Annotated in this window: 20 protein-coding genes; 17 read left to right on the forward strand and 3 right to left on the reverse strand. The window is 44.6% G+C overall.

Annotation, left to right across the window (positions count from 1 at the left end; genetic code table 11):
* Positions 1-5 precede the first annotated feature (5 nt).
* The 6 genes from leuS to PHV44_02545 all read left to right on the forward strand — a co-directional run bounded on the left by leuS (position 6) and on the right by PHV44_02545 (position 6565).
* Positions 6-2423, forward strand: coding sequence for a leucine--tRNA ligase (gene leuS, locus PHV44_02520; protein ID MDD5592157.1), 2418 nt, complete (start codon positions 6-8; stop codon positions 2421-2423).
* Positions 2424-2582: 159 nt separating this feature from the next.
* Positions 2583-2912, forward strand: a complete 330-nt coding sequence (locus PHV44_02525) for a helix-hairpin-helix domain-containing protein (protein ID MDD5592158.1) — start codon at positions 2583-2585, stop codon at positions 2910-2912.
* On the forward strand, positions 2902-4338 hold the full coding sequence (locus tag PHV44_02530; protein MDD5592159.1) for a ComEC/Rec2 family competence protein: 1437 nt from the start codon (positions 2902-2904) through the stop codon (positions 4336-4338). The genes PHV44_02525 and PHV44_02530 overlap by 11 nt, the downstream gene beginning before the upstream one ends.
* Positions 4339-4389: 51 nt before the next feature.
* Positions 4390-5334 (forward strand): outer membrane protein assembly factor BamD, encoded by a 945-nt coding sequence (bamD, locus tag PHV44_02535; GenBank protein ID MDD5592160.1) that lies wholly within the window; start codon positions 4390-4392, stop codon positions 5332-5334.
* Positions 5331-5903 carry an LptE family protein gene (locus PHV44_02540; protein ID MDD5592161.1) on the forward strand — a complete coding sequence of 191 codons (573 nt, stop codon included), beginning with the start codon at positions 5331-5333 and terminating at the stop codon, positions 5901-5903. Before bamD ends, PHV44_02540 begins: the two co-directional genes overlap by 4 nt.
* A complete protein-coding gene (locus PHV44_02545) occupies positions 5897-6565 on the forward strand; it encodes a hypothetical protein (protein MDD5592162.1) in 669 nt (222 codons plus the stop codon). Before PHV44_02540 ends, PHV44_02545 begins: the two co-directional genes overlap by 7 nt.
* Here the strand turns inward: PHV44_02545 and rpsT are convergent.
* Positions 6536-6799: a 30S ribosomal protein S20 gene (gene rpsT, locus PHV44_02550; GenBank protein MDD5592163.1), complete on the reverse strand. Its 264-nt coding sequence runs from the start codon at positions 6797-6799 to the stop codon at positions 6536-6538. The two genes, PHV44_02545 and rpsT, sit on opposite strands and share 30 nt — an antisense overlap.
* 167 nt (positions 6800-6966) lie before the next feature.
* On the opposite strand from rpsT, the gene murJ reads away from it, so the two are divergent.
* Both murJ and PHV44_02560 read left to right on the forward strand, forming a co-directional pair.
* The gene (murJ, locus tag PHV44_02555) at positions 6967-8547 is read left to right on the forward strand and encodes a murein biosynthesis integral membrane protein MurJ (GenBank protein ID MDD5592164.1); all 1581 of its coding nucleotides are present in this window, start codon (positions 6967-6969) and stop codon (positions 8545-8547) included.
* A 153-nt stretch (positions 8548-8700) separates the two neighbouring features.
* A complete protein-coding gene (locus PHV44_02560; protein ID MDD5592165.1) occupies positions 8701-9090 on the forward strand; it encodes a hypothetical protein in 390 nt (129 codons plus the stop codon).
* A 274-nt stretch (positions 9091-9364) separates the two neighbouring features.
* On the opposite strand, the gene PHV44_02565 is transcribed toward PHV44_02560, so the two are convergent.
* A complete protein-coding gene (locus PHV44_02565) occupies positions 9365-9877 on the reverse strand; it encodes an ORF6N domain-containing protein (protein ID MDD5592166.1) in 513 nt (170 codons plus the stop codon).
* Positions 9878-10102: 225 nt separating this feature from the next.
* Between PHV44_02565 and PHV44_02570 the strand changes: the two genes are divergently transcribed.
* The 7 genes from PHV44_02570 to PHV44_02600 all read left to right on the forward strand — a co-directional run bounded on the left by PHV44_02570 (position 10103) and on the right by PHV44_02600 (position 18893).
* Positions 10103-11329, forward strand: a complete 1227-nt coding sequence (locus PHV44_02570; GenBank protein ID MDD5592167.1) for an excinuclease ABC subunit UvrC — start codon at positions 10103-10105, stop codon at positions 11327-11329.
* Positions 11319-11636, forward strand: a complete 318-nt coding sequence (locus tag PHV44_02575; GenBank protein ID MDD5592168.1) for an MGMT family protein — start codon at positions 11319-11321, stop codon at positions 11634-11636. Before PHV44_02570 ends, PHV44_02575 begins: the two co-directional genes overlap by 11 nt.
* A gap of 120 nt (positions 11637-11756) precedes the next feature.
* Positions 11757-12830 (forward strand): PilT/PilU family type 4a pilus ATPase, encoded by a 1074-nt coding sequence (locus PHV44_02580; GenBank protein MDD5592169.1) that lies wholly within the window; start codon positions 11757-11759, stop codon positions 12828-12830.
* 27 nt (positions 12831-12857) lie between these two features.
* A protein-coding gene (prfB, locus tag PHV44_02585) for a peptide chain release factor 2 (GenBank protein MDD5592170.1) occupies positions 12858-13965 on the forward strand; the annotation gives its coding sequence in 2 pieces (ribosomal slippage) (positions 12858-12926 and positions 12928-13965; 1107 coding nt in all).
* A 118-nt stretch (positions 13966-14083) separates the two neighbouring features.
* Positions 14084-16897: a preprotein translocase subunit SecA gene (secA, locus tag PHV44_02590; protein MDD5592171.1), complete on the forward strand. Its 2814-nt coding sequence runs from the start codon at positions 14084-14086 to the stop codon at positions 16895-16897.
* Entirely contained in the window at positions 16894-18408 is a 1515-nt protein-coding gene (gene lnt / locus PHV44_02595; protein MDD5592172.1) for an apolipoprotein N-acyltransferase, read from the forward strand. The genes secA and lnt overlap by 4 nt, the downstream gene beginning before the upstream one ends.
* On the forward strand, positions 18405-18893 hold the full coding sequence (locus PHV44_02600; GenBank protein MDD5592173.1) for a M23 family metallopeptidase: 489 nt from the start codon (positions 18405-18407) through the stop codon (positions 18891-18893). The genes lnt and PHV44_02600 overlap by 4 nt, the downstream gene beginning before the upstream one ends.
* Before the next feature lie 47 nt (positions 18894-18940).
* Here the strand turns inward: PHV44_02600 and PHV44_02605 are convergent, their stop codons facing one another.
* On the reverse strand, positions 18941-19822 hold the full coding sequence (locus PHV44_02605; protein MDD5592174.1) for a cation diffusion facilitator family transporter: 882 nt from the start codon (positions 19820-19822) through the stop codon (positions 18941-18943).
* Between the two features lie 516 nt (positions 19823-20338).
* Here PHV44_02605 and PHV44_02610 point away from each other — a divergent pair.
* Both PHV44_02610 and PHV44_02615 read left to right on the forward strand, forming a co-directional pair.
* Positions 20339-21751 carry a PIG-L family deacetylase gene (locus PHV44_02610; protein MDD5592175.1) on the forward strand — a complete coding sequence of 471 codons (1413 nt, stop codon included), beginning with the start codon at positions 20339-20341 and terminating at the stop codon, positions 21749-21751.
* An 11-nt stretch (positions 21752-21762) separates the two neighbouring features.
* Positions 21763-22245, forward strand: a complete 483-nt coding sequence (locus PHV44_02615; GenBank protein ID MDD5592176.1) for an adenosine-specific kinase — start codon at positions 21763-21765, stop codon at positions 22243-22245.
* The last annotated feature ends 4 nt before the right edge of the window (positions 22246-22249 follow it).

A 22249-nucleotide genomic window follows, 5' to 3' on the forward strand; every position in this document is an offset into this window, starting at 1 on the left:
ATACGATGTATCCTTTTAAAGAAACCGAAGAAAAGTGGCAGAAGTACTGGCTGGAACATAAGATTTTTAGCGCTGAAGCAAAATCCGGCCGCAAAAAATATTATGTCCTGGAGATGTTCCCTTATCCGTCGGGAAAAATCCATATGGGCCATGTGCGTAATTACACTATCGGCGATGCCTACAGCCGCTATAAATGGATACAGGGCTATAACGTCCTGCACCCGATGGGTTTTGATGCCTTTGGCCAGCCTGCAGAGAATGCTGCCATAAAAAATAAGACCAAACCCGATACCTGGACGCATAAATGTATTGACTGGATGAAGGCGGAATTAGAAAAAATGGGCTTCTCCTATGATTGGCAAAGACAAGTCTCAACCTGCGAAAGCGATTATTATAAATGGAACCAGTGGATATTCTTAAAGATGTTTGAGCGGGCCTTAGCCTACAAGAAAGAATCTTCTGTCAACTGGTGCCCGGCCTGCGAGACCACCCTGGCTAATGAAGAGGTTATTAACGATGAATGTTGGAGGTGCCATACTAAGGTAGAGCAGAAGGATTTAGAGCAATGGTTTTTAAAGATTACCGAATACAGAGAGCGCCTCTTGGATGACCTTAAGGCATTGAAAGACTGGCCTGAGAGAGTCGTTGCCATGCAGACCAACTGGATAGGCAAGAGCGAAGGTGTTGAGATATATTTTCGCCTGAAAGATAACGAAAAAACCATCCCTGTTTTCACTACCAGGGTAGATACTATTTTTGGCGCAACCTACATTGTTTTGGCTCCGGAGCATCCTTTAGTAAAAGGGGTTATTCAGGGTAAGCCTCAGGAAAAAGAGGTTTTGAAATTTATAAAAAAGGTAAGCAAGGAGAGTAGAGTTGTGCGCGCTGCCTCTGACGTAAAGAAGGAGGGCATCTTTACCGGCGCTTATGCCTTAAATCCCGTAAATAACGAAACTATCCCTGTATGGATTGCGGATTATGTTTTAATGGAATACGGCACAGGCGCGATTATGGCTGTGCCTTGCCATGACCAGCGTGACTTTCTTTTTGCCAAAGAACACAAGCTACCAATGAGAATAGTTATTCGGACCAACGACCAAAGACCAACGACCAACGACCAAATAACTGAAGCATACGAGGGCGACGGGGTACAGGTTAATTCCGGGCAGTTTGACGGACTCCCTAATCAGGAAGCTAAGAAAAAGATTTCCGAGTGGATGGACGCTGCCGGAATCGGAAAAATCCAGACCCACTGGCGGCTGCGCGACTGGCTCATCTCGCGCCAACGCTACTGGGGGACACCCATTCCGATTATCTACTGTAAAAAATGCGGGGTTGTCCCTGTGCCTTACGAAGATTTGCCTGTGGAGCTACCTAAAGACGCGCCTTTTACCGGAAAAGGCGGAAGCCCTTTGGGCAAAGTAAAAGAGTTCGTTAATGTTTCCTGTCCAAAGTGCAAATCTCCTGCCCGCCGCGAAACCGATACCATGGCTACCTTCTTTGATTCCTCCTGGTATTTCTTAAGATTCTGTTCGTCTGCCTTTAGAGAAGCGCCCTTTGATAAAGAACAGGCCAAATACTGGATGCCGGTTGACCAGTATATCGGCGGCATAGAGCATGCCATTCTGCATTTATTATATTCGCGTTTCTTTACTAAGTTTTTCCAGGACCTCAGGATGATAGATTTTTCCGAGCCGTTTAAGAAATTACTCACCCAGGGCATGGTTTTAAAGGACGGGGAAGTAATGTCTAAGTCGCGTGGCAATATCGTTGACCCGGATTCCATTATTAAGAAATGCGGGGCGGATACCTTGAGATTATATATTTTATTTGCTGCGCCGCCGGAAGTAGAGATGGAGTGGTCAGAGCGCGGCATTGAAGGCGCATTTAGGTTCTTAAACCGCCTCTGGCGTTTGCTTGAACATCAGGAGAAGAAAAATTCATCTTCGGCTATAAGCCTACGGCTAGAAAAGAAGATGCACTCTACGATTAAGGAAGTGACCCGGGATCTGGAAGGCTTTAAATTTAATACGGCCATCTCCCGGATTATGGAGTTGGTGAACGAAATTTACCAGAACCTTGACGCAGATATAACCGAAGCAGTAAAGACCGCGGTATTGTTGATTTCCCCGTTTACGCCCCACTTGGCTGAGGAGATGTGGCAGAAATTAGGCCATAAAGAAAGCATACTTGCCGCGGGGTGGCCGAAATACGAGGAAAAATTCCTCCGGGAAGATTCCGTTACCATTATTGTTCAGGTAAATGGTAAGCTGCGCTTAAAAGTCGAGGCCCCGGCAGATATCAGCGAGGATAAATTAAAGGAACTCGTGCTTAGCGATGAAAAACTCAAACCCTGGATTAAAGGCCAGCCGATCAAAAACTGCATTATCGTCCCCAAGAAGCTCGTCAATATCGTAATATAATTCCCTCAATTACTTTTATATTTAGCGGGTCCTGTCTGGGGTATTTTCTCGCCGCACGCCGCGTCTCGAAAACACCCCAGCCACCCGCTAAATAATAAAAACTATTTTTGTTAGATTTCCCTTTTTCCTGCGTCTATTATAGTGAGGAAGGAGGATTTTATGTTTAATCTCACAACACAGGAGCGCAGGGTGATTTTGTTTTTACTTGCTGTGGCCCTGTTGGGCTTAGGCATAAATTTCACGCTCAAGGTTAATTCCCGCATAGCCAGCGTCGTCCGGATAGATGAGCGCATTACCAGAGTAAACTTGAATCAAGCCAACCCGCAAGACCTTTTAAACCTGCCCGGTATCACGCCAAAGTTAGCGGACAAAATAATGGCTTACCGCAATACCCAAGGCCGATTTAAAGATATTGAGGAACTAAAAGAGATAAAGGGTATCGGCGATTACCGGTATGAAAAATTAAAAGAGCTCTTTTATGCGGAGTAGTATAACTAAACGGCCCCTGGTAATATGCACAGTTATTTTCTGTTCAGGGATAATCATTGCCGATTGCTTAAGGTCGCCTTTTTTATGGGTTTACATTTTTGCCTTGGTTTTTCTGCTGCTTAGTTTTATTTTTCTTAAAAAGAGCGCCCGCTTTGATTTATTTTTATCCTGCCTGATATTCTTCTTTGCCGCGGCCTTATTAAGAAATGCACGGGTTCTTCCTAAATCCCATATTGGGAAATTCTTATCCTACCAGAGTAATCATACCTATATAGTAAAAGGGGTTGTGGATAACCAGCCTTTCTTAAAAAATAATCAGACCTCCTTTATCTTTAAGGCCGAAGAGATACAATCCGCTGATTCAAGGTATAAAACCTGCGGTAATATCCTGGTGCGTATAAAAGGCAGGGAAAATTTAAACTACGGGGAAGAATTGCTTCTTCATGGTAATCTCCGTCGGCCATTTAGTTTCGGTAATATTAAGCGGCAGAGTTACCGTAATTATTTATATAATCAGGGTATATTTTCTATAATGGCCGTGCGTTCCCCGGGCCTTGCGGTGAAATTAAATCAGAATAAAGCCCTGGCGCTAAAACGCCTGGTCTTTTGGTTAAAAAACAGGATGGAGGAGGTAATTTTTCAACGCCTTTCTCAGGTAGCCGCCGGCATATTAGATGCCATGGTCCTGGGCGAAAAGAAAAACATATCGCCGCTTATTTATAGCTCTATGATTAAATCCGGGACAGTGCATATACTGGTGGTGAGCGGTTTTAACACGGGTATAGTTAGTTTTCTTATTATTTTATTTTTAAGGTTAATCCGCATACCCAGGGAAATACGTTTTTACCTCGCTACCCCTCTACTGATTATTTATTGCCTGATGACCGGCGCATCGAACCCGGTAATAAGAGCGACGGTGATGGCCATAGTCTTTATGTTTGCTTATTTAGTCAGGAGGGAAGCAGATATCTATAATTCCTGCGCCCTGGCCGCGCTATTTATATTAAGTATCAAACCCGGGCAGTTATTTGATGTAGGTTTTCAACTTTCCTTTGTCAGCGTTCTTTCCCTAGCTTATTTTTATCCCCGGGTAAAATCGTTTCTGCGCGTGGATACCCTGAAAAGAAGATATATAAGGTTTTTCATAGAGGGCTGTATAGTTTCCTTTTCCGCCTGGCTGGGGACACTGGCGTTTATTGCATACTATTTTAAGATTATCTCTCCTGTAACCGTATTAGCGAATATATTTATTGTACCCCTAGCCTCCCTGGTTACTTTATGCGGTTTTAGCCTGATAGCCGCGCAGCTTTTTTGCCCTTTTTTGGCTCCTTATTTTGCCGCAAGCACCGAATTTGTAGTCAAGCTCCTCCTGGGCACCAATAGTCTCTTAATCAGGCTGCCCGGAGCCTATTTCTACCTACTTTAAACCCCTTAATTCAATTGACAAAAATAAGGGCGTATGTTAAATTAAAGCACTATGAGGCGGATAATCTTAATCTTTGTAATTTTATGCGGTTTGTCGGTTGAACCGGCTTACCCTTATTGGATCTGGACCCCCAAAACCGGAAAATGGATTAATCCCAAGAACCAGCCTAAATCCACGCCTAAAGAGCAATTTGATTACGCCAAGAGTTTTTATGATATAAAAAAATACGAAGAGGCAAAGCGTGAATTCCAGCGGGTGCTCAAGTTTTATCCGAAATCAGCCGAGGCTGCGGAGAGCCAGTATTATCTGGGGTTGGTAGATGAGGAATTGGGTGATTTATACGCCGCCTACCAGGCATACCAGAAGGTGATTGACAAGTACCCCTTTTCCGAAAGGATACCCCAGATTATCGAACGCGAATACAAGATCGGTGAACAATTTATGTCAGGGTATAAACGTAAGGCCCTGGGCGTGCCATTACCGGTAGAAAACCCGGCTATAGAGATATTCAGTAAGGTGGTGGATAATTCTACTTACGGCCCCCTGGCGCCCGCGGCACAGTATAAGCTGGGTTTAGTTTTGAAGAGCCTGTTACGTTATTATGAGGCAGAGGATGCCTTTAATAAAGTAGTCTCGAGTTATCCGGATAGCGAGTGGGCGGGGGCAGCTAAATTCCAGATTGCCTCCTGCCGTGCTGCCGTATCCCGCAGCCCCGATTATGACCAGTGGGCTACCAACGAGGCAAAGCAGAAGTTCGAGGAGTTCGTCCGGGAACATCCGGATGCGGTCCTTTCACGCGAGGCCGAGAAGAATATCGATGCCTTGAAAGAAAAAGAGGCGCAGAGTGATTATAATATCGCCAGGTTCTATGAGAAACAAAAGGCATTTGAGTCAGCCAAAATTTATTATAGGGAGATAACCGATAATTATCCCGGTAGCCAATGGGCAGCCAGGGCTTTAGAGAGGCTGGAGATATTGGAGAAGAGGGGAAAATGATAAATATTAAAAAGTTATTGGATTATTGGGTTATTGGATTATTGGGTTGTTGGATTATTGGGTTGGCCGGTTGTGGTTATACTACTAAATCAATGATATCTACCCAATTCAAGACCATATACGTGGTTCCCTTCGTCAATAAGATAGATATCACCCAGGAGAGCAGCGTCGGGAATAAATACAGGATCAATAAGCCGATGCTGGAGTCGGATATTACCAGGAGGGTCTCGAATAAGTTTCTTTTTGACGGTAACCTGCGGCCTGCCAAGGAGGAATCCGCGGATTTGGTTTTAAAGGGAGAATTGGTAGATTTCCGCCGCGACCCCTTACGCTATAATGATAGTGACGACGTAGAGGAATACCGGATCAACCTGGTAGTCAATATCAGCCTCTGGGATAAAAAGGAAAATAAATTAGTCTGGGAGGAAAATAATTTCACGGGTGATTATACCTACTTTACCAGCTTTGCCCCGTCAATCGCGGTAAAGAAATCCGATGATACCGCCGTCAACGAGGCCATGGATGATTTAGCGCGCCGGATTGTCGAGCGGACTGTCGAGCAATGGTAAAGAATGAGAGCCCCGTATATCTGTTTATCGGCCAGGATAGTTTTTCCAAAGATATACGGCTGAACAGGATAAAAGAAGAATTCCTCGATAAAAACACGCAGCACTTTAACCTCGATATACTCTACGCCAGGGAATTGAAACTCCCTCACCTGCAGGAAAGATTGTTATCCCTGCCCGTCAAAGCAAAAAAAAGAATCATCGTCATAAAAGACAGCCAGGATTTAAAAGAAGAGGTTAAGGAATTTCTCCTGAGGTATGTAAAGAAGCCCGAAGCCAGGGTGGTCCTGATTTTAGATGCGGATAAATCTTCGCCCAGGGATGATTTTTTCAGGCAGCTCATGCGGCATGCTTTGACCTGCCGTTTCAGGGAAACAGTGAACTTAGACGCCTTTGTCTTAAGCCGTTCCATAGATTTTAAAAAGACAGGCCATGCCTTATGGGTACTCAGTCAGCTTTTAAAAAACGGCGAGAAACCGGAACGGATTTTAGGGGGTTTGAGATATTCCTGGGAAAATAGCGTGGCCCATTCTTTAGAGACAAGAAGGAAAATGAAAGCCCTGCTTAATTGCGATATCGATATTAAGACTGGAAGGTTAAAGCCCGACTTTGTCCTGGAGAGGTTGGTAGTGAAACTATGCGGTCCGGTTAAGCCTTCGGGCTAAACGCGATTTCTTGCGGCTGGCGGTGTTGGAATGGATGACTCTTTTTTTTGCGGCTTTATCCAGTTGAGAAAAAATCTTTATCAGGTAAGTCTTTGCCTCGTTGATATTCTTGGCCGAAATCAAAGCCTGGAATTTCTTTAAGGCTTTTTTCAGTTCTTTTTTTATTTTGAGGTTGCGCAGGTGCCTTTTTTTATCCGTACGGTTTCTTTTTAAAGAAGTTCTACGCCTTGGCATATTCTTCTCCTTTTTAAATGAGCACATAAGTTACGGAATAAAATGACGTAACTTATAAGTGCGAATTAAACCCGCCAAAGTTCTATGGCGGATAAATTCGGTCAAATAATTTATGGTCGCTGTCGCTCCATAAATTATGACCTCATTTATAACATAACAAATTCATTATGTCAATAAACAAATCTATTGCCAAATCCGCCTCGGTCATTGCTTTTGCCACCCTTTGCTCGCGCCTGCTGGGGTTTATCCGCGATGTGGTTATTGCCCGCCTCTTCGGTGTTTATGTTTATGCCCAGGCCTTTGTCGTAGCCTTTAAAATCCCCAATCTATTCCGTGATTTAGTGGGGGAAGGCGCAACTAACGCTGCGTTTGTCCCGGTGTTTAGCGAATACGCGCTAAAGCACAATAAAGATGAATTCTGGGAACTCGCTAATGTAGTTTTAAATCTCTTGCTGGTGGTAGTAACGGCGGTTACCCTGGCAGGCATAATATTTTCTCCCCTCTTAGTCAGGCTCATTGCCCCGGGTTTTATTTCCGACCCCCAAAAGTTAGAAATCACCGTTAGATTAAACCGGATTATCTTTCCTTATATCTTGTTAGTCAGCCTGGCAGCATATGCCATGGGGATACTTAATTCCCTGAAGCATTTCAGCTTCCCGGCGTTTGCGCCCTGCCTTTTGAATATCTCTATCATTATTTTTGCTTTGGTGTTTGGAGAAGGTAGTATAGCCGGCCTGGCTTTAGGTATTCTCGTAGGCGGGGTTTTGCAATTAGCTATCCAGGTGCCGGTTCTTTACCGCAAGGGCTTTCGCCTGCATTTATTCCGTAGTTTCCGGCATCCCGCGGCAGGGGCCATCGGTAAATTGATGTTGCCGCGGGTTTTTAGCTCCGCGATTTACCAGCTGAATAATTTTGTGGACTCCATATTCGGTTCCCTGGCTTCTATCGTTGGAGAAGGGGGTGTAGCAGCATTATATTTTGCTTACCGGTTGATTCTTTTTCCTATCGGGATTTTCAGTAACTCACTTGCGCAGGCAATACTGCCTACTTTATCTGTCCAGGCTGTAGAGGCCGAACATAACGAATTAAAACGCACACTCTCTTTTGGCCTGCGGGCAGCATTTTTTGTGATGCTGCCGGCATCTATCGGGTTTATGGTTTTAGCCCAGCCGATTATCCGGATTTTATTTGAGCATGGGAAGTTTGATCCTTATTCTACGCAGATGACTGCAAATGCCCTCTTCTATTACAGCATTGGTTTGTTTGCCTACGGCTCAACCAAGATACTGCAGTCTTGTTTCTTTGCCTTAAAGGATACGGCAACCCCGGCAAAGGTTTCGTTTATAACCCTTATCTTAAATATTATCTTGAATTTTATTCTCATGTATCCTTTAAAATTAGGCGGGCTGGCCCTGGCTACCTCTATCTCCGCTATCATTACTTTTATCATCCTCTTTTTGCTATTGGAAAAAAAGATAGAGGGTTTTGAGGCAGGGGCGCTGGCGCTTTCTTTTATACGTATACTCCTGGCTAGTATCTGTATGGGTGTAGTCTGCGCGCTGGTCTCCCGCAATATTGTCTTTGGCTACAACTTCCTGCCCAAGCTGCTCAATCTTATCTTAACCATTATCGCCGGGGTTATCTCCTACATTGTTTTTTGTTTTATCTTGCGGGTAGGAGAAATACAGGAATTCTGGCGTTGGGTTGCAAAGAAGGGACTGTCCCCGCAGAAAGCTAATCCGAAGTAAACCAAGGGGACTGTCCCTGATAATTATATTTTGCGGGTCCTGCCGCGGGGGCGCCTCTCGTCAAATTTTCCTCGAGGCATCCCCCGCGTCACCCGCAAAAGAGATTAATTGATCTAGAATGAGGTGTTCTAAACTAGAAATAAGGAGATTTACATGGGAATAATTTTCCAGTTCATTTTTATATCTTACTTGGTGACTATATTTTTAATTGATAAGTTTAACTGGGGGAAATATTATATATTAAATTTGCTATTCTTTGCAGCAGCCTTATTTTTTCCAAAGCAAATACTGGGGATGTATGGAAAGGGAGGAGGTAGAATAGAAACATTCGTATTTGTTACCTATACTTTTTTCATTTTTTATATGTTGCCATCTTTCTGTATCTTGCGAGCTCGTAAGTTATTAAAGGTTAAAATAAATTTTGCTATAGATTTTATAATTCAATGTTTTGCATTTTTTATTTTATGGTTATTTTTTTATATTATCTTACTTTTCTTACCAATAAGTCGCTGGTCGATAAAAACAACGGGTGTTGGGCCATAAGGTAAAATAGTTATTTAAGTAACCAGTATAATAGAAACAGTTTCCGATGCAATCGGGAACTGTACCTGTTTTAAGATAGGAACTGTACTTTTTAGCGGATGGCTTGGCTTGGTTTCGAGCAGGGCGTTTGCAGGCCGAGCGGGCACGGTTCCCCCGCTATTAAATTATCTATGCGAATAATAGACGCTTTCCGAGGTAATCGGGAAAGTGTACTTATATCAAGATAGAAAGTGTACCTTTTAGCGGGTGGCTTGGTTTCAAGCGGGTTTTATATTCAATCTGCATGAAATCCTATTCTGCGTTTTGGTTGTTCAGGAGGAGCCATGAGTTCACGTATGGCTTCGAATACACCCTGTATTTCCGCGTCATGTTTCTCAATCCTTCGTTCCAATTCTTCTAATTTATGAGCCAATTCTTTATGGGTAGAGAGGATTCGTCTCAGTTTTACAAAAGCACGCATGATGGCTATATTGACCTGTATAGCTCTTTTGCTGCGTAATACGCTGGAAAGCATTGCTACGCCCTGCTCGGTAAAGGCATACGGCGGATGCCGCCTGCCACCCCAACTTGAAATCACAAATTGTGATTTCAAGTTCTTAAATTCTTCATCTGTTAACTGGAACATGAAATCTTCGGGGAATCTTTCTATATTGCGTTTTACTGCCTGAATTAGAGCCCTTATTTCTACTCCATAGAGCTTAGCAAGATGAATGCTTAGCATAACTTTTTGTCCATGTAACAAGAAAATTTTACGCTCAATTATCTCTTCCGGGATTAATTCTTTCATTTTTCCTCCTTTCTACTATAATAGACGCAAGAAGTTGTTAGATCTAACATGACTTTTAGCGGGTGGCTTGGGTGTTTTCGACAGCATGTAGTTTGTGCGAACGGTCAGGGTTCACCCGCTAATACGGAGTCGGTGAGAGTGAGCACAAACTTCAAGCGATCCGCCGTAGGCGGAGAGCGGTGCTGGAGAAAATACCCAAGCCAGGACCCGCTAAAACCAAATAATATGAATAGATTGAAAGATATCGTTGCGAATTTGCCGGATACGCCGGGGGTTTATATTTTTAAGGATGCTGGCGGCGAGATTATTTATGTCGGCAAGGCCAAGTCTCTTAAAAAGCGCGTGCAGTCTTATTTTAGACGATTTCTTGCTACAAAGACCCAGCTAATGGTTGCCAAGATAGCGGAGATAGAATATAAGTTGTGCCAGACAGAGAGTTTGGCCCTCATACTTGAAGCGAGCCTCATACATAAATACACGCCCAGATATAATGTGTCCCTGCGCGATAATAAAAGCTTCCCGTTGGTAAAGATAACCCGCGAGGATTTTCCGGTTGTCTGTATCACCCGTAAAAAAGTCGCCGACGGCTCGCGCTATTTCGGGCCCTATACCAACGCCGGGCTGCTTAGAGAAGCGTTAAGGATTATCCGTAAATATTTTCCTTACCGCTCCTGCGAAAAAATGACGCAGGAAGCGCGGATGTACCGTAAGATCGGGCTTGCTCCTGTTTTGGATGAGAGAGGCAGAAAAGAATACGCCAAGACAATTGAAAATATTTCTTTGATTTTAGAAGGCAAGACCGAAACCCTGATTAAGAAATTATCGCAGGAGATGATGACGAATTCCAGGGAACAGAAATTCGAAGAGGCAGCGAAAATCCGCGACCAGATAGAGGCCTTAAGCGTGATGTCAGAAGGCGCCGGACATTATAGCCGTAAAGAAGAATTAGAGGATTTAAAGAATCTGCTGCAGATGAAAAAATTACCCGTAAGAATCGAGGCCTTCGATATCTCTAACATTTACGGCAAAGAGGCCACGGGTTCTATGGTGAGTTTCTTTAAAGGCCTTGCCGATAAGGATAATTACCGTAAGTTCCGTATCAAGACCGTAGAAACAATAGATGACTATAAGATGCTGGCTGAAGTAGTCCGCAGGCGCTATTCCGGTTCGCTCTCAAAAGAGTTAGTATTGCCGGATTTAATCCTGATTGACGGAGGTAAATCTCATCTTGCGGTAGCTGATAGAGAGTTGGGAAAATTAAACTTAAAAATACCCTTAGTCAGTATTGCTAAAGACAGGGAGAACATATATACTGAAGGCAGGAGCCGCCCTATAAATTTAGATTCAGATACGCCGGCGCTGAATTTAATCCGCAGGGTCCGCGATGAAGCGCATAGGTTCGCGGTTTCCTATCATCATCTCTTAAGAAGGAAGAAAGCCATTGGCAGATAAAAGATACGCAAGCATTAAAATTTGCGGGTTTAAAAAAATAACCCCTTTTGCCAAGAGAGTCTATAGGGTAGTATTAAATATTCCTTTGGGTGAAGTGCGTAGTTATGCCTGGGTGGCGCAGAAAATCGGCTGCCCTAAAGCCGCGCGCGCAGTAGGGCAGGTTTTAAAACGCAATCCCTGGCCCTTGATTATTCCCTGCCACCGGGTAATTTCTGCGGACGGGAAACTCACCGGTTATTCCTCCGGAATAAAAAAGAAAAAGCTGCTTTTAGATTTAGAGAAGCAATTAAGCAAAGATATGGTATAATAAGTGAGCACATAAGTTATGGAGATGGCTGTTTATTAGCTAAGCGACATAACTTATGTGTGCGAACTTATACTTGACATCGTTAGATGTCAAGTATCTAATTATCACTGGAGGTGCGTAATGAATATAAAAGGTTACCTGAAATTAATGATTGAGAAGAATGCCTCGGATATGTTCTACCGCGCCGGGGCAAATGTGCGCATGCGCATTGACAGCAAGGTAGTCTCTGTAGACGAGAAGATCATCAACCTGGATGAAGTCAATGACGCGGTCAAGGAATTGACTTCTAATGAGCTAAGGGACTTTTTCCAGAAAAACCTGGACGTGGATTTTGGCATATATCTACCGGAACTTGAGCATCGCTTTCGTATCAGTATCTTCATGCAGCGTAACTGGCCGGCGCTGGTCATCAGAAACGTCCGTTCCGACGTCCAGACCTTTGAAGACCTGAACCTGCCGGGTAAGGTCCTGAAAGATTTATCTATGGAGACCCGCGGCCTGGTACTTTTAACCGGCAGCGCGGGCAGCGGGAAATCCACTACTATTGCCAGCATGATCGAGCATATTAATATTAATAGCAACAGGCATATTTTGACGGTAGAGGAGCCCATTGAATTTACCTTCAAAGACAAGAATTCCATTATTAACCAAAGGGAATTGGGTCGCGATGTCGCATCATATGAGATGGCGCTGCGCGCTTTTACGTTGCAGAGCCCGGATGTCATATTTATCGGTAATATCCGCGACCATGAAACTATGGCCGCTGCCTTGACTGCCGCGGAAACCGGAGTATTGGTCTTAAGTACTTTGCATACCATTAATACCGCACAGAGCGTAGAGCGGATTATCAATTTTTTCTCTCCGTACCAGCATGAAGAAATCAGGACGCAGCTATCTTCTCTTTTAAAAGGCGTAATCTCTCTGAGGCTGTTGCCTTTAAAAGACGCACCCGGGCGCATACCGGCCTATGAAACAATGCTCCTCACCCCTACCATCAGCCGGCTGATCAGGGAAGGAAAAATCTGGGAGATAACTCCTTTTATCGAAGACGGCACTATGTTCGGCATGCAGTCATTCAATCAATCCCTGGTAAAATTAGTCCGTGAAGGCAAGGTCAGCGAAGAGGTGGCCGTAAGCTTTTCGGATAATAAAGACGAATTTATCCTGGCCTTAAAAGGCATCAAGAAGATATAAAGTCCACCAGTCACGGAGGTATTTAAGATGTTAGAAGAGATGAAATCTAAACTTTCCGCTATAGAGATCCAGTTGCAGAATTTAAGAGGTTATCTTTGATGTAGATAACAAGAAAGGCCTCATCGATGATTTAACCTCCCAGATGGCGAATCCCGGGTTCTGGAACGATGAAGAGAATTCCGGTAAAATCGTAAAAAAACTAAAGTCTCTTAAGTCCGCAGTCGAACCCTGGGAGAACGCCCACCGTAAATACCAGGAATTAAAAGAACTCGTCGATATCCTCAAGGGCCAGGATAAGGAATTAATCGCTGACTTGACCGGAAATATCACGCTTCTTACGGGGGAAGTTGATAAGCTTGAATTCAGGACTCTTTTGGGCGGTGAGTTTGATAAGAGCAGCGCTATATTAAGTATTAATTCAGGCGCAGGCGGCACAGAGTCGTGCGACTGGGCGAGCATGCTTTTTCGCATGTATAGCCGTTTTGCCGAAAGCCACGGTTACGTCATAAATGCCACAGACGTGCTCTCCGGCGAAGAGGCAGGGATAAAGAATATTACCGCCCTGATTGAAGGAGAATATGCCTACGGTTATCTAAAGGCAGAGCGCGGGGTGCATCGGCTGGTGCGCATTTCGCCTTTTGACGCCAATAAGCGCAGGCACACCTCTTTTGCCTCGGTGGATGTCATCCCTGAAATCGAAGAAGACGTAGATCTTAAAATAGAAGAAAAAGACTTGCGTATTGATGTATTCCGTTCTTCCGGCGCAGGCGGCCAGAGCGTAAATACCACGGATTCGGCAGTAAGAATTACCCATCTGCCCAGCGGCATAGTTGCGCAGTGCCAGAACGAACGCTCCCAATACCAGAACAAGCAGACCGCCATGAAGATATTGAAGGCGCGAATTTATGAGCTACAGAGGCGAAAGAAGGAAGAGCAGTTATTGAAACAATACGCAGGAGAAAAGAAAAGAATCGAATGGGGCAGCCAGATACGCTCCTATGTTATGCATCCTTATAGCCTCGTAAAAGACCACCGCACGGATTACGAAACCGGCGATGTAAATAAGATAATGGACGGCGGCCTGGATGAATTTATCGAGGCGTATTTGAAACAGCAGGCGCGAAACAAACAATAAAATGTTGAGCTTTATTAAAAAGCAGCTTTTAAAACAAAAACAAAATATTATCCGCAAGAAATACCCGGATATTAATATCGTCTTACATGCGGAGATGCCCGCCCCTGCCATAAACAAGATGGTGGAGTTGGCTAAGACCGTTAATATAGTCAACAGCCTGGAATCTAAGATAAGCGTTCTTTCCGATGCGCAGTTACGGGAGAAGACGCGGGAATTTAAGGAGCGCCTTCTTGAAAAATCCAAAGAGTATGAGATGCAGATTAAGGATTTAGAGGAAGCGCTTCTGGCTGTGGCCATACCGGAGGAAAAAGAAAAATTAAAAGAGAAGTTGAAGCTGACGAGAAATAAGACCTTTGCCCCGGTATTGCCTGAAGCCTTTGCCGTGGCTAGAGAGGCAGCCAGGCGCACGGTAAATATGCGGCATTTTGACGTGCAGATAGCCGGCGGCATAGTATTGCATGAAGGCAGGATCGCGGAGATGGCCACCGGCGAAGGAAAAACCCTGGTGGCGACGCTGCCGGCGTATCTAAACGCATTATTGGGCCGCGGCGTACATATTATTACTGTTAACGATTACCTCGCCCGCAGGGACCGCGAATGGATGGGCCCGATTTATGAATTCTTAGGTTTAAGCGTAGGGGTAATCCAGCACGATATGTCGGATGAACAGAGAAAACAGGCTTATGCCTGCGATATCACCTACGGGACAAATAACGAATTCGGTTTTGATTACCTGCGTGATAATATGAAGTATAATTTAGAGGACCTGGTGCAGCGGCCTTTTTATTATGCCATTGTGGATGAGGTAGATTCCATATTAATAGATGAGGCGCGCACGCCTTTGATTATTTCCGGGCCCGCGGAAGAGTCCACCGATAAGTACTATATCATTGACAAGATTATCCCGCGCCTGAAGATAAGGAAGACTTTGGAGAAGGATGAGATTGAGGCAAAATATAGAGGCGAGGACCTCTCTAAAGGTTTTGACGCGATTGTCGATGAGAAGGCGCATACCGCCCACCTTACCGAGGAAGGAGAGTCCAAGGCCTGCGCTGTGCTGAATATCGCTAACTTGCATGATATTGAGACTATGGAGTGGCGCCATCATATTATACAGGCGCTGCGCGCGCACCAACTTTACCAGAAAGACGTGGATTATGTGGTGAAGGATGGCGAAGTAGTGATTGTGGATGAATTCACCGGCCGCATGATGCCCGGCAGGCGCTGGTCAGACGGGCTACATCAGGCAATCGAGGCAAAAGAGGGCCTGAAGATAGAGCGCGAAAACCAGACCTTAGCCACCATTACTTTTCAAAATTACTTCCGTATGTATGAGAAGCTGGCAGGGATGACCGGGACCGCCTTCACCGAAGCAAATGAGTTTAAGAGCATATACCAGCTGGATGTGGTGACTATCCCTACAAATAGTACCCTGATCCGCGCCAATTATTCTGACTGTATTTATAAAACAGAAAAAGAAAAATTTAATGCTGTGGTGGAGGAAATTGTCCAACTTTACAACTCAGGAAGGCCTGTGCTGGTGGGTACCATTTCTATAGATAAATCCGAACACCTGGCGGATATGCTTAAAAAGCGCGGTATACCCCATCAGGTGCTTAACGCTAAATACCATGAGATGGAGGCCCAGATTGTGGCCCAGGCCGGCAGGTATAAGGCTGTAACTATTGCCACCAATATGGCCGGCCGCGGAACGGATATCCTCCTCGGCGGTAATCCGGAATTTATGGCGCGTAATCTGGCTAAAGAGAAAATAGCTCCTGATGACCCTAGTTACCAGGAAGAATATAAGAAAATATTGGATAGATATAGGAGTGAGACTGACGCAGAGCATAAAAAAGTAGTCCAAGCCGGTGGTTTGCATGTGTTAGGCACAGAGCGCCATGAGGCGCGGCGCATTGATAATCAGCTGCGCGGACGTTCCGGCCGCCAGGGAGACCCTGGTTCGTCAAGATTTTATGTATCATTATGCGATGACCTGATGCGCTTATTCGGCTCAGACCGGCTTATCGGGATTATGGATAAACTCGGCTTAGAAGAAGGCCAGGTGATTGAACACCCCTGGGTCAGTAAATCCATTGAAATCGCCCAGAGGCGCGTAGAAACCCATAATTTTGAGATTAGAAAACAGCTTTTGGAATACGACAATGTGATGAATAAACAAAGAGAGGTTATTTACGGCCAGCGCCGCGCAGTATTAGAAGGTACGTTTCTTAAAGAAGACATACTGGCCATAATGGATAAGATTATCGCTGATATAGCGGCCTTGCATATAAATGAGAACACCAGCCCCCAGGAATGGGATATCGTTGGCTTGATGAGTATGATCAGGTTAAAATTCGGCATAGACATTAATACCTCTAAAATACAAAATCTAAATAAAGAAGGCATAAAGGAGGAGTTGTATAATAATCTTGTTGCCGCCTATGAGGGAAAAGAAAGATCCCTCGGCAGCGAGGCCACGCGTCATTTGGAGCGCATGGTCTTTTTACAGATAATCGACGCCAAATGGAAAGACCACCTTTATGCTATGGATAATTTAAGGGAAGGTATTGGCCTGCGCGCTTATGGCCAGCGCGACCCTCTGATAGAATATAAGCGCGAGGCCTTTGAGATGTTTAGCCAGATGGTTTGCGGTATTGAAGAAGAGGCCATCGAGGCGATCTTTAAAATTCAGCCGGTAAAGCCGGAGAGATTTAGGGGTATATTCAGCCAGGTGAGCCAGGATTTTTTGCATCCTGAGGCGGCTAAATTCGAAATACCGCCTGAGCAATCAGAATCTGCTGAGCTGACGCCCCAATCTTTTAGCGGGAAAACCTCGGCCATTAAACCGGCTAAGGCCACCGGTGTCGGCCGAAACGACCCCTGCCCTTGTGGTTCCAAAAAAAAATACAAAAAATGTTGCGGAAGATGATTTCGTCGCTAGTCGCTAGTCGCTGGTCGCTGGTAAAAGATCTCCTCTTATGTTTATTCTCCGCAGGTTTATTCATCTTTTCTTTCCCCAATTTTAATCTCTGGTTATTTGCCTGGTTTGGGTTTGTGCCTTTGTTTTTTGCTATTCAGGGCAAATCTAAGACTAAGGCATTTTTACTCGCTTATTTGACAGGTTTTATTTTCTGGCTAGGTATTATTTATTGGTTAATTCATGTCACTTTTTCCGGTATGTTCGTCTTGGCATTATACCTAGCATTATATTTTGGTATTTTTGGTTTAATCATCAGTACTTACAACTTACAACTTACAACTTACAGCTTCTTTTTTATTCCTTCAGCCTGGGTTTTACTGGAGTATGCCCGCAGCCATCTTTTTACCGGCTTTCCCTGGGTGCTCTTAGGGTATTCGCAGTATCTTAATTTACCGGTTGTCCAGATAGCAGATATTACAGGCGCCTGGGGGGTTTCGTTTCTGGTAATGCTGGTCAATGTGGCGATTTATTTAGCTATTAGTCGTTTGTCGTTAGTCGTTAGTGAAAAAAAGAAATATCTCGTGCCGATATTATGTATAATTGTTAGTTTAGGTTACGGATATTATAGATTAAACCAACGACCAACGACCAACGACCAACGACCTATTAAGATTTCCGTCATCCAGGGTGATATCCCTCAGGAATTAAAATGGGATAGCCGCTTGAGTAATTATATCATAAATAAATACTGGGATATCTCCTTTGCCGCGGCTAGGGAAAAACCGGATTTAATCATCTGGCCGGAGGCAGCGCTGCCGGTAATCGTGGAAGAAGAGCCTTTTTATTATGAAAGGGCAAAGGACTTAGCCAAAGAAATTAATACGCCCCTGCTTTTAGGCGCGGTTACTTTCAGGGATAATTCTTATTATAACAGCGCCCTTTTGCTTTCGAAAGAGGGTGAACTTCTTACCAGGTACGATAAACTACATCTTGTGCCTTTTGGGGAGTATATCCCCTTAAAGAAAACCCTACGGTTCTTAGAGACAATCGTGCCTATCGGTGATTTTACTCCCGGCAGAGAATATACAGTATTCAACCTACCTGCTAAATTTTCTGTCCTTATTTGTTTTGAGGATTTATTCCCTGAGATTTCCAGAGAGTTCATAAAAAGAGGCGCTGTTTTCTTAGTCAACATTACTAATGACGCCTGGTTTAAGAAGACAACCGCGCCATATCAGCATCTGCAGGCCTCGGTATTCCGGGCAGTAGAGAACCGCGTATTTTTAGTGCGCTCTGCAAACACCGGCGTTTCGGGTTTTATCGCTCCGACGGGAAAAATTGTTTCTTTGCTCGCGGATAAGGCCGGGAATAATATTTTTGTCCCCGGTTATAAGAGCAGCGAGATTTCTATTTCCGGGTGCGGCCTTAGTTTTTACAGCCGTTACGGCGATATCTTTATTGCAGCCTGCTTTTTTTTCTTTGTCTTATACGGCATAATTGCCCTTAGGAAGAGGCCATGAAAAAGCTATTCTTATTTTTACTTTTGTTCTTATTGGGTTATATCGTGCTGAGTTTTTATTTTCTGGATAAATGTTATTTTCTCTGCCCCATAGAGTATAAGGGGGATATTGTTATTCGTCACGATAGCCGGGGCAATGGTTTTTTTGCCGCCCAGCGTAACGGCAGGAGGATACATGAGGGTATTGACCTTTACGCAGAAGTCGGGACCCCGGTTTTGGCCTCCCGTTCGGGGGTGGTAGTCGCGGCCAGAAAGAGCAAAGGCATGGGTAATTTCGTGATCGTCCGCCACAACAGCCGCATCATTACTATTTACGGCCACCTTTCTAAAATTTTCGTCCGGCGCAATGAATTTGTCAGTCAGGGAGAAGTTATAGGCAGCGTTGGGAAGACCGGGAATGCCAACTCCCCAGATATAAAACCGCATCTGCATTTTGAAGTAAGGAAAAACGGCAGGCCCCAGGACCCCTGGGAGTATTTACAATAACCCGTAACTCGTAATTTTAAAAAAATTAATAATTTTAAGGATATCGGTTATACCTTTTCTTCCGGTTCTATGTGCACTACTACGTCAGTGACTTCCGGGATGCCCTTTTTGATTTCCTCTTCGATAGTATAGCTTATCTTATGCGCCTTATCCACATGCATATCCGGGCTTACCTGGACATGTAAATCCACATAGATATCGTCTGGCCTGCCCCGCGTCCTGATCTTATGGCAGGTCCTGACCCCTCTTATGCCTAAGACAATATCAGTTATTCTCTGGGTGTCCATTATTGCTACTGTATCGCAGAGTATCCGGGAGCTTTGGCGTGTTATATCAAAGGCGGCATGGGCGATAAACAGGGCTATAACTATGGTAGCGATAGGGTCTAAAATGGAATATCCTAATTTTATCAATACCAGCGTGATGATTACCGATAAGGAAGTAAAGATATCAGCCTTGGTATGCAGGGAATCCGAAACGAGTATGTCGCTTCGTAAGTCTTTGCCTTCCTTATACTCGTAATTCATCACCAAAAGATTAATCCCCAGCGTAATAACCATGACCACGAAACTTATAATATCGACCTGCGGGGTGAGCGGATGATAGAGGCGCGTTATGGCTTCCCTGATCAGGTTGACGCAGATGATAATCAACAATGCGACTATGCCTAAAGAGAAGAAGGTTTCATATTTTTTATGGCCATAAGGATGGTCGGCATCTTTGGGCTGGCAGGCAAAATGTATACCGATAAGGCAAATGATATTGGAAGCGCCGTCGGATAGGGAATGCAGGCCGTCAGCCGTCATACTGGTGCAGCGGCTGAGCAGCCCGTAGATAATTTTTGCCAGGGCTACTAGCCAGTTAAGGGCCAATATCCAGATTAGTATGCGCCGGATTTTCTGATAATGCCCCCGAGCCTCTTCTGTCATACGTATAATTATATACGGATTTAACTTGTCTTTCAAACAATTTATTGTTCCAGAAATTCTATGTCACTTTTCTTGCCTTTATGAGGTAGTGGGTCCTGTCAAGGCTATTTTCTCTCAGCACCGCTCGATTTTCCCCACCGAGGAAAATCTCGCTTGAAGTTTCTGCTCGCTCTCACTGATTATCTAAATAGCGGGTGAACCCTGGCCGCTCGCATAAACTACATGCTGTTCGAAAACAGCCTTGCCACCCACTAGACCCTTCGCTAGCTCAAAAACTGCCAGATTCATTTGTTACAAATTGACATATTTATCTTTAGCGGGTGACGCGGGGGATGCCTCGAGGAAAATTTGACGAGAGGCGCCCCCGCGGTGAGGACCCGCTGCCTAGTAAAATTTATACAAGATTGGGTATGCTACCGCGCAGAGGTTCTGTATTGATTTATCCGGGTTTATGTGTTAAAATAAAATTTCCTAACGTATTCCAGAATATAATAACGAGGGGCAGGTTGATTTTTCATGGTTAAAAAAAGCGTATTTATCCTGGTTTATATTGTTTTAACTATCGGCTATGCCTATGCGTGTGCAACCATACCGCAACCGCCGCCGCTTACGCTTAACAGTATTAAGCCCATAGAAAAGAATGACCGTATCCTTATCCTCGCCCCGCACCCCGACGATGAGGCCATAGGTTGCGCGGGCATTATCCAGGAGGCAGTAGATAAGGGGGCGGATATCCGGATAGCCTATCTGACTAACGGCGACCATAATCAGGTCGCCTTTATTGTCTATGAAAAAAGGCTCACCTTCAGGAAGGGTGAATTTATCCATATGGGTGATGTGCGCAGGAAGGAAGCTGCCAAGGCCATGAAACTCCTGGGCGTGGATGAGAAGAAACTCATCTTCCTGGGTTACCCTGATTTCGGGACACTTACGATTTTCAAGGATTTCTGGCAGAGCGCTCGGCCTTATAAGAGCATGTTAACCCGGATATCCCAGGTTCCTTCCAAAGAGAATTTTTCTTTCGGTGCGCCCTATAAGGGGGAGAATATCCTGGCAGATATTAAGAAGATACTCAGGGATTATAAACCTAATAAGATATTTGTCTCTCACCCTGCGGATACGAATGTAGACCATAAGGCCCTTTACCTCTTTCTGCGGATTGCCCTATGTGATTTAGGGGCGGAGATCCCCCGTCCTGAAATATACCCTTATCTTGTGCATTGCCTAGGCTGGCCCTTGCCGCGCCATTACCACCCGCAGTTAGGGCTTAATCCTCCCAGGCAATTTTCAGGTTCTCAGGTGGAGTGGCTCAAATTTGATTTGACCCCCGAGCAATTAAACAAAAAATACCAAGCCATCCTCTGCCATAGGAGCCAGACGTCTTCCAGCGCCTTTTACCTCTTATCGTTTGCCCGTAAAAACGAATTATTCGGGGATTATCCTGATGTGGAATTAAAGAAAGAAGAATCGCCCTTGCAAAAGGCGATATCATTCTTCGGGTTTTCCAATATGTTTGCTGATTCAGGCCCGGGGGCTACTTTTGAAAGTTCAAAACAACTCACTGAGAATAAAGGCCAGGTCAGTTACGGCCTTTCAGGAGACATCCTGCTCATCCGTGTAGATAAGCCCAGAGAATTAAATAGGAAGTTTCGCCTCCAGCTTTATCTTTTTGGCTATAGCACAAAAATACCTTTTGCCTCTATGCCCAAGATACGCATTATTACCAAATATAAAAAATTTAAGGTGTTTGATGCCAGGAAAATGATTAAAGCGCAGGGCATAGACTTAGAGTTTAACCACAAGGAGCTGATCTTGAAAGTGCCCCTAAAAATATTGGGGGACCCGGATTTTATCCTATCCGCAGTGAAAACCTACACCAGCTCCATGCACGTAGATACCACAAGTTTTAGGAATATAATTATCAAGTAGGAGGCATCATGCTGGAATTTAAAACAGTCAAGGTGAAGAAACCCGATGACGTAAACGTAATATTGGGCCAGAGCCATTTTATCAAGACAGTAGAGGATTTATACGAGGCAATAGTGAATAATATCCCGGCTGGTGAGTTCGGCCTGGCATTCGTAGAGTCTTCGGGCGCCTGTAAGGTCAGGTCTGAAGGCAATGATACGGAATTAAAGAAACTGGCAGAGGCAAATGCCCTGGAGATTGCCGCGGGACATAGTTTTATCATATTTTTAAGGAATACTTACCCGATAAATGTCTTGAATGCGCTTAAAACTGTCCCGGAAGTCTGTAATATATATTGCGCTTCGGCCAACCCCGTTGAGGTGATTATTGCCGAAACAGAGTCCGGCCGGGGGGTATTGGGGGTTATTGACGGGGCAAGGCCTAAGGGCATCGAATCCAATGAAGATATCGCCTGGCGCAAGGAATTTTTACGTAAGATCGGCTATAAGCTTTGATTTT

This window comes from Candidatus Omnitrophota bacterium (assembly GCA_028717245.1).
Lineage (GTDB): Bacteria > Omnitrophota > Gorgyraeia > Gygaellales > Profunditerraquicolaceae > JAGUYA01.